Annotated in this window: 10 protein-coding genes; 9 read left to right on the forward strand and 1 reads right to left on the reverse strand. The window is 48.3% G+C overall.

Going from position 1 to position 16,203, the window contains the following annotated elements:
* Window positions 1-12 precede the first annotated feature (12 nt).
* The 9 genes from LKD71_RS06690 to LKD71_RS06730 all read left to right on the forward strand — a co-directional run bounded on the left by LKD71_RS06690 (window position 13) and on the right by LKD71_RS06730 (window position 14,199).
* Window positions 13-2,463 carry a glycoside hydrolase family 38 N-terminal domain-containing protein gene (locus LKD71_RS06690; RefSeq protein ID WP_227614830.1) on the forward strand — a complete coding sequence of 817 codons (2,451 nt, stop codon included), beginning with the start codon at window positions 13-15 and terminating at the stop codon, window positions 2,461-2,463.
* Window positions 2,464-2,475: 12 nt separating this feature from the next.
* Complete coding sequence (locus LKD71_RS06695) at window positions 2,476-3,345, forward strand: ROK family protein (protein WP_227614831.1); 870 nt, start codon at window positions 2,476-2,478, stop codon at window positions 3,343-3,345.
* A gap of 20 nt (window positions 3,346-3,365) precedes the next feature.
* Window positions 3,366-4,088: a GntR family transcriptional regulator gene (locus LKD71_RS06700; protein WP_227614832.1), complete on the forward strand. Its 723-nt coding sequence runs from the start codon at window positions 3,366-3,368 to the stop codon at window positions 4,086-4,088.
* An 84-nt stretch (window positions 4,089-4,172) separates the two neighbouring features.
* Window positions 4,173-5,915: a class I mannose-6-phosphate isomerase gene (locus LKD71_RS06705; protein WP_227614833.1), complete on the forward strand. Its 1,743-nt coding sequence runs from the start codon at window positions 4,173-4,175 to the stop codon at window positions 5,913-5,915.
* Window positions 5,916-6,499: 584 nt separating this feature from the next.
* Window positions 6,500-8,788, forward strand: coding sequence for a hydratase (locus LKD71_RS06710; protein ID WP_227614834.1), 2,289 nt, complete (start codon window positions 6,500-6,502; stop codon window positions 8,786-8,788).
* Window positions 8,789-8,995: 207 nt separating this feature from the next.
* Window positions 8,996-10,051, forward strand: coding sequence for an ABC transporter ATP-binding protein (locus LKD71_RS06715; protein WP_227614835.1), 1,056 nt, complete (start codon window positions 8,996-8,998; stop codon window positions 10,049-10,051).
* Window positions 10,048-10,911, forward strand: a complete 864-nt coding sequence (locus tag LKD71_RS06720; protein WP_227614836.1) for an ABC transporter permease — start codon at window positions 10,048-10,050, stop codon at window positions 10,909-10,911. Before LKD71_RS06715 ends, LKD71_RS06720 begins: the two co-directional genes overlap by 4 nt.
* 16 nt (window positions 10,912-10,927) lie before the next feature.
* Window positions 10,928-12,382 (forward strand): GldG family protein, encoded by a 1,455-nt coding sequence (locus LKD71_RS06725; RefSeq protein WP_227614837.1) that lies wholly within the window; start codon window positions 10,928-10,930, stop codon window positions 12,380-12,382.
* Complete coding sequence (locus tag LKD71_RS06730; RefSeq protein ID WP_227614838.1) at window positions 12,382-14,199, forward strand: DUF4340 domain-containing protein; 1,818 nt, start codon at window positions 12,382-12,384, stop codon at window positions 14,197-14,199. Before LKD71_RS06725 ends, LKD71_RS06730 begins: the two co-directional genes overlap by 1 nt.
* An 81-nt stretch (window positions 14,200-14,280) precedes the next feature.
* On the opposite strand, the gene LKD71_RS06735 is transcribed toward LKD71_RS06730, so the two are convergent.
* Complete coding sequence (locus LKD71_RS06735) at window positions 14,281-16,065, reverse strand: glycoside hydrolase family 2 protein (protein ID WP_227614839.1); 1,785 nt, start codon at window positions 16,063-16,065, stop codon at window positions 14,281-14,283.
* Window positions 16,066-16,203: the final 138 nt, after the last annotated feature.

Here is a 16,203-nt window from a genome sequence, read left to right on the forward strand (position 1 = left end):
GGAGAGAAAACCATGGAAAAAATGTGGAATGTTTATTTGATCCACCATTCACATACGGATATCGGCTATACAGAGCGTCAGGAGAAAATCATGCGTTATCATTATGATTTTATCCGTCAGGCGATTGAGATTCTGGATGATATCCACAGTGGAAAAACGACTGGCTGCGATGGCTTTGTATGGCAGTGTGAGAACCACTGGCAGATCGAAAATTTCTACCAGATGGCAGATGAGGAGCTGAAAAAGAAATTTGAGGCTTATGTAAGAAGCGGAGAAATTGGTCTGAGCGGAAACTATCTGAATATGACAGAGCTGGTAAGCGCTCCGGTGTTAAACGATTCTCTGGATAAAATGCAGGCATACGGTAAGAAGACAGGTCATCCCATTGTGGCGGGAATGAGCGCAGATATCAATGGTCTTGCCTGGGGCTACGCGGATGCTCTGTATAATCACGGAGTTCGCTATTTCTACACCGCTCTGCATCCCCACCACGGAATGTTCCCGAACTATCATAAGACGCTTCCTTACTACTGGGAAGGTCCTTCCGGAAACCGTGTCCTGATGTGGAATGGGGATCATTATCATCTTGGAAATGAAATGTTCTTTTCACCTCATAGCGGCAGTGCTTATACGATTCGCGACGAACTTTATGACCATATCAACAGCAAACTTTTCTATGATGTGGAGGATGAAGAGGCGGCAGAGGAAGCAGCGCTTCATACCAGAATTGAACGGTATCTGCATAATCTTGAGGATGAGAAATATCCTTACAGCATGGTTCCCTTCATGGTATCCGGAGCCATCACAGACAATGCTCCGCCAAGCAAAGAGATCGCTCGCCGTGTCAATAAACTGAATGAATATTATAAAGGAAAGATCCATTTCCAGATGGCGACTCTGGAGCAGTTTTTCCAGGAAGTAGAAAAACAGGCAAAAGATATTCCTGTATACAGAGGAGATTTCACGGACTGGTGGGCAGATGGTATCGGTTCTACCCCGCATCCGGTAAAACTCTATCTGGATGCCGAAAGAAAATACAGTCTCTGTGAGAAAATGGATCCCGAGGGAACAAGAGGTTCCGCAGAACTCAAAGAAAAGGCAAGAGAAGAACTGATGATGTACGCAGAGCATACCTGGGGCTATTCCTCCAGCGTTTCTGAGCCCTGGGACAGTATGGTAGGTTCTCTGGAGCTTAAGAAAGACGCATATGCCATCAATGCAAATACGGATATTTCCAGAAATCTGGATATTCTTATGGCACAGGAAGGTGAAGTCAGCATTCGTCAGGACAAACCGCAGCGCTATGTGATCATCAATCCGCATGACGAGGTGCTGCATACCAATGCCTATATTTACATTGAGTTCTGGGAGTACATAGATGGTAAACCCTTTGATGCTTCCAGAATGGATTTAGTAGTTCGGAATACGGAGACCGGGGAAATTATTCCCAGCCAGTTAAAGCAGATTGCAAGAGCTCTTCAGGTGGAGCTTGAAGTTTCCATGAAGCCTCATGAGAAATTTATTGCGGAGATCACCAGAAAGGAGAAACCGTATTTTACGATTCAGAACTATGCACATGTTGGAGCTGAAGGTGTGGAAGATATCCTTCAAGATTCGAATAACCGGTTAGATGAGGACGTTATCGATACGGATGATTTCCATATTGAGACAGATGGGAACGGCATCAAGAAGATCATCTGGAAAAAGGATGGATCTGATTTGATAAAAGAAAAAGGCACAGCCGCTTTTTCTGGCGTATATGAAATCACACCGATGGACGGAGTGTCTGCCTGTGAGGTAAGAAGACGCATGGGACGTAACAGAAAGAGCAAAGGAACGATTCGCTCTTTCAGTCAGTTGAAAAACAGAAAGATTGTGGAAAACGGAGCTGTTTATTGTGCGTTGGAACTGAGCTACGAGCTGAAAGGCACAAGACTTTATGATATCTTCCTCAAGGTTTATAAACATATGCCCAAGATTGAGGCAACAGTGAGAATCCATAAGACCAGCCGCTGGGAGCCGGAAAATCTTTACATAAGTCTTCCGTTCACAGCAGGCGATGGCAGCGAGTTTTACATTGATAAGACAGGTTGTGTGATCCGTCCTGGTATCGATCAGCTGCCTGGAACCTGTCAGGATTTCTATCTCATTCAGAACGGAGTGGCATGGACATCCAAAGAGAAAACGGTCAGCATCATCACGAAGGATGCTCCTCTCATCAGTCTGGGCGGATTGGAAGCAAAAAGAATCAACCTTTGCAATGGAAAAGATACAGAGCGGAACCAGTCAGAAGTTTACTCCTGGCCCATGAACAACTTCTGGGAAACAAACTTTAAAGTTGATCTGGGCGGTTTCTATGAGTTCCGTTATATCCTGGATGTGGAAGAAGGAGAAGAGATTCACGATACCTTCCGCCGCTGCCAGGCAGAAAATGAAGGAATTTTGACTGGATATACAGAATAGAGGTGAAAAACCATGTCGATCTTTATCATGCTGGACGTCGGCGGAACAGAAATTAAGGGAGGCGTTTTCGATGTCTCCGGGGCTTTGCTGGGTGGCATCAGAAACTTTCAGGCGAAAGCCGGGGAAAATCCGGATACGATCTTTGAAAATTTCTGCCACATCATTTCTGATCTTGGCGGGGGCTTCCCAAAAGAAAAACTGGAAGGAATCGGCATGGCTTTCCCTGGGCCTTTTGATTATGAACAGGGCATCAGCCTGATGAGGGGACTGAACAAATACGATCAGATCTACGGAATGAGAATTCCGGAAGAATTGCGAAAAAGAAGCCGGAAACTGGAGAGAGTAAAAATCCTTTTCCGGCATGATGTGGAAGCCTTTGCCAGAGGCGTTTACCGCTTCGGAATGAAGAAACAGCAGGAAAAGGTTCTCTGTCTTTGCATCGGAACAGGAGCCGGCTCCGCCTTTCTTGAAAATGGTGAGGCTCTTAAGAAAAAAACGGAGGCAGTACCGGAAAACGGCTGGATTTATAATTCCGCTTTCCGGGATTCCATCCTGGATGATTATCTCTCAGTAAGAGGTCTGAAAAGACTCAGCAGAGAGATCATGGGGGAAGAAATGGATGGAAAAAGACTTTCAGAGCTTTGCAGTGAAAAGAATCCAGGAGCCCTGAAGGTATACCGGGAATTTGGTAAAATCCTGTATGAAGGGATTTTGCCGTTCCTGGACAGTTTTAAACCGCAGGCATTGATCCTTGGCGGTCAGATCACAAAAAGTTTTCCATACTTTGGAGAAAAGCTTGAAAAGGCTTGTAAAGAGCGCAGCATAACACTTATAATGGAAGAAAATACTTCATTAAGAGCGATGCAAGGCCTGCTTTTTTAAGAAAAACCGGAGGGATGGATATGATTCTGAACAGAGAAAAAGGAGCTCCGCCGCTGTATTCACAGGTGGAAACAATCCTGAGAACAGATATTGAGCATGGAAAATATAATAAGGGAGACAGTTTTCCTACAGAAAATATGCTGATGGAAGAGTATCAGGTGTCCAGAGTGACGATTCGTCAGGCAATGACAGCCCTGTCCCAGGCTGGCTATATCATGAGCAGAAGGGGAATCGGGACGGAAGTTACCTATGAGAAGATTGATGAGCATATGAAGAGTGTGATCAGCTTTACTGATGAGATGAAGCAGCATAATATCACGATGAATACTTCTTACTGCAAGATGGAAAAAATCACTCCGTCCACCCGGGTAGCTATGGCTCTGGAAATACCGAAAACAGATTTCTGTTATCGGCTTACTCGGGTGAGGAATGTTCAGGGAAGTCCGCTGGTCTATACCATCACTTATCTGAAATGTGTGGTGGAACTGCCGTTGGATGAAAAATATTATATGAAATCTCTGTATAAATTTCTGAAGGATACCTACCAGATTGTCATTGAAAAAGGAAAAGATACGCTGGAGGCGGCGCTTCCATCAGAAGAAGTACAGGCATTTCTTGAAATCGGTCCGGCGATGCCGGTATTTAAGCGGGTAAGAAAAACCTATCTTCCGGAAAATGAAGTTTTTGAATATTCGATTTGCTATTATCCGGGAAATCGCTATAAATATACGGTAGATCTTTAGGAAAGATAAAAATGCAGTCCCCCGGCAATTTATTTTTCAGAAGGATATTTGTGTATCTATGAGAAAGCAGAAAAGGGGATAAGCATGAGAAATAAGTATCACAATTACAATCCGCATCCGGTCAAGAAGATCGGGGGACATGATTCAGAGATCTGGGAAAACTATGATTCGGCTGCGGAGGAACTCCGAAAAGAAGCAGAAAAGAGAAAAAAACAGGGCCGCGTTCTCGTGGTCTTTGATTTATACCCGGGCGTGAGAAAGGAAGAGGTCCTAAAACTGGCCGCTTCCCTGGGAGCCGACCATATTCTGGATATGGAAACCTGCCGGAAATCAGAAGAAGAACGGCTGAAAGAGTTTGGAGACTATATCACGGATGACCGTGTTTTCGGCGTTATCTGCCACAAAAAGCTGAAAGATTTCTATGACAGTGAGAAGCTGGAAGCCATGAAAAAAGAGGTGGAAGCTTCCGATGGTATGACCGTTCTTGTGGGTATGGGAGCCGATCTGATCGCTCGGGGAGACCTGTATGTTTACTGCGATATCACGAGATGGGAGATTCAGCTTCGCTACCGTGCAGGCATGGGAAACTGGAATCTGTCTAATGGGGATGCGCCGATTCTGACAAAGTATAAGATCGGATTTTTCATTGAATGGAGACTGGCAGACCGCTATAAAAAAGAGCGATACGATACCTTTGATTATGTGCTGGAGACGGAAGAAAAGGATCATCCGAAGCTGGTGACAGGCGAGGCTTTCCGGGATGGACTCAGGCAGTTTGCAAAGGCGCCGTTCCGTCTGGAGCCGTATTTTGATCCCGGCGTCTGGGGCGGGCACTGGATGCAGGAGAATTTTGGCGTTGGTCAGGAGAAGGAAAATCTGGCCTGGAGCTTTGATGGAGTACCGGAGGAAAACTGTGTCAACATGCAGTTTGGAGATATCACGGTGAAGACTCCGGCCATGAATGTGACACTCTACTGCCCAAAGGAACTTCTGGGTGAGAGGGTATACGGCAGATACGGAGCGGAATTCCCGATCCGTTTTGATTTTCTGGATACCATGGGCGGCGGTAACCTGTCCTTGCAGGTACATCCTCTGACAGAATATATCCAGGATACCTTCGGCATGCATTATACCCAGGATGAAAGCTATTATTTTCTGGATGCGGATGAGGACACTTATGTTTATCTGGGGCTGAAGGAAAATGTGGATCGTGAAAAGATGGCGGAGGATCTGAGAAAAGCGGAAAAAGGTGAGATTGCATTTCCGGCGGAAGAATATGTGAATAAGATTCCGGTGAAAAAGCATGATCATGTGCTGATCCCGGCAGGGACGATCCATTGCTCCGGCAAGAATACCATGGTGCTGGAGATCAGTGCCACTCCCTATATCTTTACTTTTAAGCTGTGGGACTGGGGACGTGTTGGCCTGGATGGCATACCGCGGCCGGTTCATATTGAACATGGTCTGAAAAACATCCAGTGGGAGCGTACTACACCCTGGATAGAGGAAAATTTAATCCATCAGGATGAGATCGTATCTGTAGAAAAGGGCTGCCTTGTCGAGAAAACCGGCCTTCAGGTCCGGGAACCCATCGATACCTTCCGTTATTCTCTGGAAAGTCCCTGCATCGTTTCCTGTGGGGATTCCGTGAACGTGGGAAACCTTGTGGAAGGAAAAAATGCCTACATTGAAAGCACGGACGGAAGCTTTACTCCTTTTGAAGTGCATTATGCAGAAACTTTTATTATTCCTGCAGATGTGAAAGAGTATCGGATCGTTCCGGGCGAGGGGCCAGTGAAAGTGATGTTGGCAAAAGTAAGAGCATAAGAGAATCAGACCGGATTTCCTTTGCGTGGAGGAGATCCGGTCTTTTTATAGCTGGATAAATAATTAGAAAATTTCATTAAAATAATACAATAAATAGAAAGAAAAAATATTTTTAAAATAATGCTTGACAAAATAGAGGCAGCAGGCTATAATTAAGACAACAAAACAAACAGGAAATCAAACGAAAGGCGATTCCAGTAAGGAGGAGATTCCAGTGAAACAGTAGTCATTCATTTATCTTTCCAACATTCAGATAAGAAGATAAGTGACAGGACCCCAAATTTCAAAGAAAGGACGGTACGGACCACCGAAATACTAAGTTTTCAATTATTTTAAAAAGCAGATTGTAAAAAGCATCACAAATAAAAGAAAAGAGGTATCTTCCAATGGAGAATCATCATTGAAAGAGGATATGATTAAAGCTCAAGATCATATCCTCTTTTCTTTGTGCTCATTTCCCACCTCCCGTATTTTTCCTTGCAATCTCATCACTGCACCGTTATAATGTGAATTATCAGAAAAAATATAGAACCTGAAAGCCCAGTGAACGCCAGGAAAAGCGTTCAGAAATGGAGGATAGATGCATGATTAAATTATATGACACAGGTGCCTATCTGGTAAACGGCACGGAGCTGGTGGAAGATTCCGGGGATGCAAAACTGATTCTTCGCAACATGCTTGGAAAAGACACGTTGAGCCGGGAAGAGGCAGCGGAAAATACCATTGCCTATCGTATTCTGAAAAATCACAATACATCCGGAAATATGGAAAAACTGAAGATCAAGTTTGATAAACTGACTTCTCATGATATTACTTATGTAGGAATCATCCAGACGGCCAGAGCGTCAGGGCTGGAGAAATTCCCGATCCCCTATGTGCTGACCAACTGTCATAACAGCCTTTGTGCCGTGGGCGGAACCATCAACGAGGATGACCACATGTTTGGTCTGACCTGTGCGAAAAAGTACGGTGGAATTTATGTGCCCCCTCATCAGGCAGTTATCCACCAGTTTGCCCGTGAGATGCTGGCAGAGAGCGGAAAGATGATTCTGGGCTCTGATTCCCATACCCGTTACGGCGCGCTGGGAACCATGGCCATGGGCGAGGGCGGACCGGAGCTGGTAAAGCAGCTGCTCTGTCAGACCTACGATATCAATATGCCCGGCGTGGTTGCCATCTATCTGACCGGCGAGCCGGCAAAGGGTGTCGGTCCTCAGGATGTGGCTCTGGCCATTATCGGCGCAGTCTTTGCCAAAGGCTATGTGAAAAATAAAGTTATGGAGTTTGTGGGCCCGGGCGTGTCCAAGCTGAGTGCTGATTTCCGTATCGGCGTGGACGTTATGACCACTGAGACCACCTGCCTGTCCTCCATCTGGCAGACAGATGAAGAGATCAAGGAATTTTACCGGATCCATGGAAGAACCTCTGCATACAAAGAGCTGAAACCGGGCAAGATCGCTTACTATGATGGCGTGGTTGAGGTGAACTTAAGTGAGATCCGTCCGATGATCGCCATGCCCTTCCATCCCAGCAACACCTATACCATCGATGAGCTGAACCGGAACCTGGACGATATCCTTGCAGATGTAGAAAAACGTGCGAAAGTGTCCTTGGGCGGAGCCGTAGACTTCACACTGAAAGACAAAGTCCGGGACGGAAAACTCTATGTGGATCAGGGAATCATCGCAGGCTGTGCAGGCGGCGGTTTTGAAAATATCTGCGCGGCAGCAGATATCCTGAAAGGCCGCAGCATCGGCTGTGACGAGTTTACTTTGAGTGTTTATCCGGCCAGCACCCCGATTTACATGGAGCTTGCCAGAAACGGCAGACTGGCAGAGCTTATGGAGACCGGCGCTATCGTGAAGACGGCCTTCTGCGGTCCCTGCTTCGGCGCAGGCGACACACCGGCCAACAATGCCTTCAGCATTCGTCACTCTACCAGAAACTTCCCGAACCGTGAGGGAAGTAAGCTTCAGAATGGTCAGATTGCTTCCGTGGCTCTTATGGATGCCCGTTCCATCGCGGCAACAGCAGCAAACAAAGGTTATCTGACAGCAGCCACCGATCTGGATGTGGAATACACCGGACCGACCTATCATTTCGACAGCAATATCTATGCGAACCGCGTCTTCGACAGCCACGGCGTAGCAGACCCGAATGAGGAGATCCATTTTGGCCCGAACATCAAGGACTGGCCGAAAATGTCCGCTCTTCCGGAAAATATGATCCTGAAAGTGGTATCTGAGATCCACGATCCGGTAACGACCACCGATGAGCTGATCCCCTCCGGAGAGACTTCTTCCTATCGTTCCAACCCGCTGGGCCTGGCAGAGTTCACTCTCTCCAGAAAAGATCCGGCTTATGTTGGCCGGGCAAAAGAGGTACAGGCCGCACAGAAGGCCATCGAGGCAGGAAACTGTCCGGGCGAAGCTCTTCCGGAGCTCAAACCGGTATTCAAGGCCATCCATGAGAAATATCCGGATGTAGATAAGACAAACGTGGGCGTTGGTTCCACCATTTTCGCCGTAAAACCCGGCGACGGTTCCGCCAGAGAGCAGGCGGCTTCCTGCCAGAAGGTTCTGGGTGGCTGGGCAAACATCGCCAACGAGTACGCTACCAAACGTTACCGCTCCAACCTGATCAACTGGGGTATGCTTCCCTTCCTCATCGACGAGGGCGAGCTTCCTTTCAAGAACGGCGATTACCTCTTCCTTCCGGGCATCCGCGAAGCCATCGAGAACAAAGCCGGCGAGTTCACCTGCTACGTTGCAGACGACGGCCTGAAAGAGATCACCCTGAAAATGGACGAGCTCACCGATGACGAGCGCGAGATCATCCTCAAAGGCTGCCTGATCAATTACAACAGAAAATAAGAGAAAATGAGAAATTGTCCCCCGGCATGAGAGAGGTTCATGGCCGGGGGCTTTTTTGTGTCCCGCGTTCACACAATTTTCAAAAAGTTATCAAAAAAAAATCACAATCTTTCCCCCAAATGAACACAAAGTTTTCTTATTTTAGAATATATTTGTGCTGGAGTCCGGCGCACGAGCACTGGACAGGCAAAAAAAGGAGGAAGAACCGTGATAGAAGTTAAGAATCTGACGAAAAGGTATGGAGATCATACAGCGGTAGACCATCTGAGCTTTCAGGTGGAAGAAGGTCAGATCTATGGTTTCCTGGGCCCCAACGGAGCAGGAAAATCTACAACCATGAATATGATCACCGGCTACATTGCATCCACAGAAGGAACGGTAGTGATCAACGGCCATGACATTTTGGAGGAGCCGGAGGAGGCAAAGAAAGACATCGGTTATCTGCCGGAGCAGCCGCCTCTTTACATGGATATGACAGTCATCGAGTACCTGAGACTGGCAGCTGAGCTGAAAAAGGTACCGAAAAAAGACAGGGAGAACATGATCGCCGACATCATGGATACCGTTCAGCTGACCCATATGAAAGACCGTCTGATCAAGAACCTGTCAAAAGGTTATAAACAGAGAACCGGTCTGGCCCAGGCATTGATGGGATATCCGGAGGTTATCATTCTGGATGAGCCGACGGTGGGCCTGGACCCGAAACAGATCATAGAGATCCGTGACCTGATCAAGAGCCTGAGCAAAAAACATACGGTTATTTTAAGTTCCCATATTCTTTCTGAGGTAAGTGCTGTCTGCGATTACGTCATGATCATTTCCCATGGTCATCTGGTAGCCAGCGATACCCCGGAGAACCTGGCAAAACTGATGGAGGGTGAAAATACTCTGGAGCTCACCATCAAGGGCAGCCGGACTGAGGTTGAGGGAATGCTGAATGCCATTCCGGAGATTGCCGAGAAGAACTTCACCTCCAACGAAAACGGCCTGGTTCAGGTCAATGTGAAAACCGAAGGAAACGAGGACATCCGGGAAAAGATTTTCTACGCCTGCGCGGAGAACCAGTGCCCAATCCTTCGTATGGAGAACACCCATGTTTCTCTGGAGGATATCTTCCTTGAGCTGACTTCCCAGGATAACGCGGCAGCGAATAATACCGGAGCTTCCAGCGACGCAGAGGCCATTCAGAGCCTGATGGACGACGACGCTTCCGAAGAACCGGAAACACAGGAAGAAGATAACAGGGAGGGTGGTCAAGAATGAGTACCATTTGTAAAAAAGAGATCCGGGCATATCTGACTTCCATGTCCGGCTATGTATTTATCGCATTTATGCTTCTGGTGACAGGCATTTATTTCACCGCGTATCATATGAATATGGCTTATCCCATTTTCGGTTATACGCTTTCCGCAGTAAACTTTATTTTCCTGATCGTGACACCGATCCTGACCATGAGAGCTCTGGCAGAAGAGCAGCGTCAGAAAACAGACCAGCTGCTTCTGACTTCTCCACTGTCTGTGACTGACATCGTGGTTGGAAAATTCTTCGGAATGGTTGCCATTTTCGCTATTCCGGTATTGATTATCTGCCTGTATCCGCTGATCATGAGAGCTTACGGTGAGGTTTCCATGCCGATGTCCTACACGGCAATCCTGGGATTTTTCCTCCTGGGCTGCTCTAACATCGCCATCGGTCTTTTCCTGTCTTCCCTGACAGAGAGCCCGGTCATTGCAGCAGTTATCACCTTCGGCGCTCTGTTTATCTGCTACATGATGAACAGCCTGACCAGCATTTTAAGCCAGACTGCAGCTACCTCTTTCATGATTATCGCGGTACTGATCCTTGGTGTGGCAGTTGTCATTTATTCTGTTGTAAAAAATACCTTTCTGGCTGTGATTATCGGCATCGTTGGTGAGGGAGTTCTGGCAGCGATTTATTTCCTGAAATCCACACTTCTGGAAGGTGCGATACAGAAAATTTTAAGTGTTTTTGACCTGAGCAGCCATTTTGATGATTTTACAAACGGAATTCTGGATGTTTCCAACGTGGTTTATTATCTCACGGTCATTGGCCTGTTCCTGTTTTTCACGGTGCAGTCCATCCAGAAGAGAAGATGGAGCTAAAGGGAGGAGACAGATCATGAAAAAGCCAAGTATCAAAAAGCCCAATATAAAAAATATCCTGCCGAAATGGAGTAGCAAAAACATCCGCAAAGGTTCCTACAGCCTGGGAATCAGCGTGGTTGTACTGGCCATCGCAGTGGTATTTAACCTGGTAGTCGGAAAACTTCCGTCCCAGTACAGAAACGTAGATTTAAGCCAGACAAAGCTTTCCACCATCGGCGACACCACAAAAGAGCTGGTGAGCAACCTGGATCAGGATGTGACGATTTATCAGATCGCTGAGAGCGGAAGTGAAAACGAGACGATTCAGAAACTTCTGGAGCGTTACGAGGGTCTTTCCTCCCATGTAAAAGTGGAGACTATGGACCCGGTACTTCACCCGAACTTTGTATCTGAATATACCGATGACGATCTGGCAAGCAATTCCCTGATCGTTGTAGGCGAGAACCGCAGCAAGGTCATTCCCTATGCGGATATGTTTGAGTCCACGATCAATTATCAGACTTATCAGTATGAGACCACAGGCTTCGACGGCGAGGGTCAGGTTACAAGCGCCATTTCCTATGTAACAACAGACTCACTGCCGGTTATGTATACAATCACCGGTCACGAAGAGGCAACAATGACCGATGATATGAAATCTGCCATTGAGAAAGAGAACATCGAGATGAAGGATCTGAACCTCCTCACCGAGGAGAGCGTTCCCGACGATGCAGACAGCGTCATGCTTTTCTCCCCGCAGAATGACCTCAGTGAAGAGGAAGCAGACAAACTGATCACCTACATGGAAAATGGCGGCAAAGCCATTATTATCACCAGCTACAGCGACAAAGAGATGCCGAATCTTCAGAAGGTTCTGAATAACTACGGCATCGGCACCATGGCAGGCGTTGTCCTGGAGGCAGACGGCCAGCATTACATTTCCGGAAACCCGACCTATCTGGTTCCGAATATCGGAAGCGCCGACGCTTTGGGAGAGCTGGCAAAATCAAACTCCTACGTTCTGATGCCGGTGGCTCAGGCCGTGGAGAAGCTTGAGGACAGGAGAGATACCGTCACCATCGAGAGTCTTCTTACCACCTCTGATTCTGCTTATGTAAAGACCAATATAAATGGCACTCTGGAAAAAGAGGACGGCGACGCAGAGGGACCTTTCGATGTGGGCGTTGCAGTTACCGAGTCCGTGGATAACGGAGAGACCAAGCTTGTTTATCTGACCAGCGCAAACCTGTTCAGCCAGCAGGTAGATGCCATGGTTTCCGGAAACAACGTGAAACTTCTGGCCAATTCCGTAAGCTGGATGTGCGATCAGGAACAGAGCGTTTCTATCCCGAGCAAGAGCACACAGATTTCTTATCTGACTGTGACAGCAGCATCTGCCCGGATGTGGGGTATGGTAACAATCGGACTTCTGCCGGTTCTCTGCCTGGTTATCGGAGGCGGCATCTGGTTTAAGAGGAGAAAGAGATAATGACAGCGAAAAAAAAGAAAAAAGGAAAGGGACTGCTTTTTGCAGTCCTGATCCTGATCGTTCTTCTGGTTCTTTATTTTGTGATCGATCTTCAGCAGAAGAAATCAGATCAGGAAGCAGAGACGGAGGAGACCGAGGAAAGTTCTCTGCCGGTATCTGTTACGGAGGATGAGATCTCCAAGGTTACTGTAAAAAACGGCGACGTAACCATGACCTATGTGAAAAACGACGATACCTGGACTTACGAGGAGGACCCGGATTTCCCGCTGGATGAGAGTGCGGTCAATACGAAAATGAATTGTCTGACTACCCTTACCGTTGACCGGGTACTGGAAAGCCCGGAGGATCTTTCTGAGTATGGTCTGGATAAGCCGCAGCAGGAAGTGACGGTTCTGAAAACAGACGGAACCACATTTACTCTTTACATCGGTAATCAGAACAGCAGTAACAATGATTTTTATGTAAAAGTAGACGACGGCGCAGATGTTTACACCATGCCGAGCAGCAGCGTCAACGCTTTTAACATGCAGCCCTATGATGTGGCAAAAGCAGATTCCTTCCCGACCCTTGAGTCCACCAATATCCGTGACATTAAGGTGGAAAAAGAGGACGGCACCGTAGAGTTCAGCTCCGATGAGAGCGGAACCAGCTGGAGCGTGAAAGATCAGGACGGCAATGAAGAGACCGCCGGAGCTACAGCAGCCAGTGACCTTACCAATGCGGTATCCAGCCTGACTTACAAAAAATTCATCGACTACAAAGGTGACGATCTGGCCCAGTATGGCCTGGATAAACCGACGGAGACCGTTACGATTGTGACTGAGGAGACAGAGGCAGAGACCGAAGAGGAAACTGAGGCTGAGACCGCGGAAGTGGCAGAGGCTGCTACCGAGACGGAAATGGTATCTGAGAGCGAGAGCACATCTGAGACAGAGACTGGTTCTGAAGAGACCACGACGGAGGCTGTATCTGAGACAGCTACTGAGGAAGCAACGACGGAGGCCGTATCAGAGAAAGAGACTACTGAGGCAGCCACCGAGACTGAATCCGAAACTGAAACCGAGACCGAGGAGCCGAAGACCATCGAAGTGACCACCACTCTTCTCATCGGAAACACCAACGACGACGGCGACTACTATGTGAAACTGGCAGACAACAACGGCGTTTACACGATGTCCGAATCCACCCTGGATAAACTCCTGAATGTGGACGTTCTGGATTATGTGAGCATGTATCTGAACGATGTGCCCATGACCAACATGAAAAGCCTGGAAGTCACCTACCAGGGCGAGACCAAGACTCTCACTGTGGAAAGTGAAGAGGCTCCGGTAGAGACAGAAGCTTCCACAGAGGAAGAAACCGAAGCTGACACCATCAAGATCAGCGCAGGTGCTCTGGATGATGCAGAGACCGAGAGGGAGAGCGAAAGCGAGGCGGAAACCGAAACTGAGACGGAGAGCGAGCAGCAGATGCGGACCGTTTACCATTATCTGGTAGACGGCGAGGAAGTGGATTCCACCCCGTTCCGCCTGTTCTACAATAACCTCATCGGCCTGCAGGCCCAGAAACGTACCAGCGAGGCACCGGAAGTCAGCGGTGATCCGAACTTCAAACTGGTATTCACCAAAGTTGACGGCACCAAACTGACCACCGAGTTCTATCTGGCAGACGACGGACTCTACGACGTCCTCTCCGACCAGAATCTCCCGGCCCGGATCAGCAAAATGGATGTCCAGAAGATCATCAGCTACTACGAAGACATGATCAACCCGGAAACCGAGACAGAAAGTGAAACGGAGACAGCTTCCGAAGAATAAAGAAAACAAAGAAGACCCGATAAGCGAGCAAATTCCTTATCGGGTCTTTTTTAATGAAAATTTTTTGTTCGCGGGAAGGCCTTACAATTTCCTCTCCACCTTACAAACCTTCCGGTCATATGTATACAAACCATTCGTCTCTTCCTCCACGTCGGACAATTGTGTATACACGGCTCCTGCGAGGCCTTTATCCTGGAGTTCCTGGATCTTTTTCTGGAGGGCCTGCCAGGCGGCGGTAAATTCCGCGGTGTCCTTGTAGGTGTGATAGCCGAAGAATTTTGTGGAGTAGAGATGGCCGTCCACGGGGCAGGAGTAGCCGCCGTATTCCGAGAGGATGAAGGGGCGCTGCTCTGTCCGCACCCGCAGGGGCCGGAAATAGTTATGTACGCTTTTCACATCGCCGCCGCCCTGGTCGAACCAGCCGCTGGCATGATCCACGAGGCGGCCGGGGTCTGCGAGGTGGATTTTTTCCGTCAGGCGCAGGGAATCGAATTGGCCCCAACCCTCGTTGAAAAGCACCCAGAGACCGATGCAGGGAACGTTGTAGAGGTGATCGATGAGATTCATGGCCTCCTGCTCCCATTTCCGGCGGGTCTTCTTGGAAGTCCGGGAAAAGAACCAGTAGAGGTTATCACGAATCCGGGTAGTCACAGGCGGAAAAAGATTCGGCAGGTAGCAGACCAGAGGAAGGAACGGTTTTCCGCCGCCGTTGACCATGTCCTGCCAGACCACCATTCCCAGGCGATCGCAGTGATAGTACCAGCGTAGGGGCTCCACCTTCACATGTTTCCGGATCATATTGAAACCCAGGTCCTTCATGGAGCGGATATCGAAGATCATGGCCTCATCGCTGGGAGCTGTATAGAGGCTCTCAGGCCAGTAGCCCTGGTCCAGAACCCCGTTGAAAAAGTAGGGCTGATTGTTGAGAAAAAGCTTCGGCTGCTGTTTCTCGTCCAGTCCCAGGGAAAATTTCCGCATGGCGAAATAGCTGTGGACCGTGTCGGTTTCGGTGATGATCTGCACTTCATAAAGGAAGGGATCCTCCGGACTCCAGGGGCGGAAATCCGGCAGAGGAATATCCCGGACAAATTTGCTTTGACCAGTGGGAAAGTCCTCTTTTTCCACATAATGGCAGTAGGAGTCCCGGTTCCAGAGCATGCGGATCTCCATGTTCTGGGGCTGGGTCAGCGTGATCTCCAGCCGGACCGAACTCTCATCGTAAAGGGGCGTGATCTTTAAGCTCTCGATACGGTTTTCCGGCACCCATTCCATCCAGACTGTCTGCCAGATTCCGCTCTGGGCAGTGTAAAACATGCCGTGAGGCTTGAAGCTCTGCTTGCCCCGACTCTGGCTGCCGCTGTCCGAGTCATCCTGAACCCGCACCCAGAGCGTGTTGTTTCCCTCTTGAAGATAATCCGTCACATCGAAGGAAAAGGAGAGATAGCCGTTTTCATTTTTTCCGAGAAGGTGGCCGTTCCACCAGACACTGCATCGCTGATCCACAGCTCCGAAATGGAGCAGAAGCCTCTGGTTTTCCGGGACAGCGTTCAGATAGACGAAACGGAAATACCAGAGGTATTCCCCCGGCCGAAGCTGGCGGCTCACGCCGGAACGGAGACATTCCGGAGAAAAAGGCACAAGGATCTGTCCGTCCGGGCGCTCGGGCCGTTTGCTCTTCTTTGTAAACGTATAATCCCAGGGGCCATTAAGGCAGATCCAGTTTTCCCGGCGAAACTGCGGCCTGGGGTATTCCGGCAGGACACTGCCCGGGTCGATCTGCTGGCTCCAGATTGTCGTCATTCTGGAAACTGTGGTTTTTTCATGTTTCTGTGGTTTCAGTGCAGAAACGGCATCAAATAAACGCATGTCATCACCTTCCGTTGCCGGATTTCCCGGCTTATGCTGAAGCTAGTACAGTGAATATTAAGTAACCGCCATATTGACTTGTCTGATTTTTATATAGCAGATACTTAATTTTCACTGTACTAGTATAGCACAGGAAAG

This window comes from Fusicatenibacter faecihominis (assembly GCF_020686945.1).
In the GTDB taxonomy this organism is placed as follows: domain Bacteria; phylum Bacillota; class Clostridia; order Lachnospirales; family Lachnospiraceae; genus Limivivens; species Limivivens faecihominis.

What these genes read in the sequence shown, in the direction of transcription:
- LKD71_RS06690 (WP_227614830.1), top strand. Translation starts at nt 13, where the DNA reads ATGGAAAAAATGTGGAATGTTTATTTGATCCACCATTCACATACGGAT.
- LKD71_RS06695 (WP_227614831.1), top strand. Translation starts at nt 2,476, where the DNA reads ATGTCGATCTTTATCATGCTGGACGTCGGCGGAACAGAAATTAAGGGA.
- LKD71_RS06700 (WP_227614832.1), top strand. Translation starts at nt 3,366, where the DNA reads ATGATTCTGAACAGAGAAAAAGGAGCTCCGCCGCTGTATTCACAGGTG.
- LKD71_RS06705 (WP_227614833.1), top strand. Translation starts at nt 4,173, where the DNA reads ATGAGAAATAAGTATCACAATTACAATCCGCATCCGGTCAAGAAGATC.
- LKD71_RS06710 (WP_227614834.1), top strand. Translation starts at nt 6,500, where the DNA reads ATGATTAAATTATATGACACAGGTGCCTATCTGGTAAACGGCACGGAG.
- LKD71_RS06720 (WP_227614836.1), top strand. Translation starts at nt 10,048, where the DNA reads ATGAGTACCATTTGTAAAAAAGAGATCCGGGCATATCTGACTTCCATG.
- LKD71_RS06725 (WP_227614837.1), top strand. Translation starts at nt 10,928, where the DNA reads ATGAAAAAGCCAAGTATCAAAAAGCCCAATATAAAAAATATCCTGCCG.
- LKD71_RS06730 (WP_227614838.1), top strand. Translation starts at nt 12,382, where the DNA reads ATGACAGCGAAAAAAAAGAAAAAAGGAAAGGGACTGCTTTTTGCAGTC.
- LKD71_RS06735 (WP_227614839.1), bottom strand. Translation starts at nt 16,065, where the DNA reads ATGCGTTTATTTGATGCCGTTTCTGCACTGAAACCACAGAAACATGAA.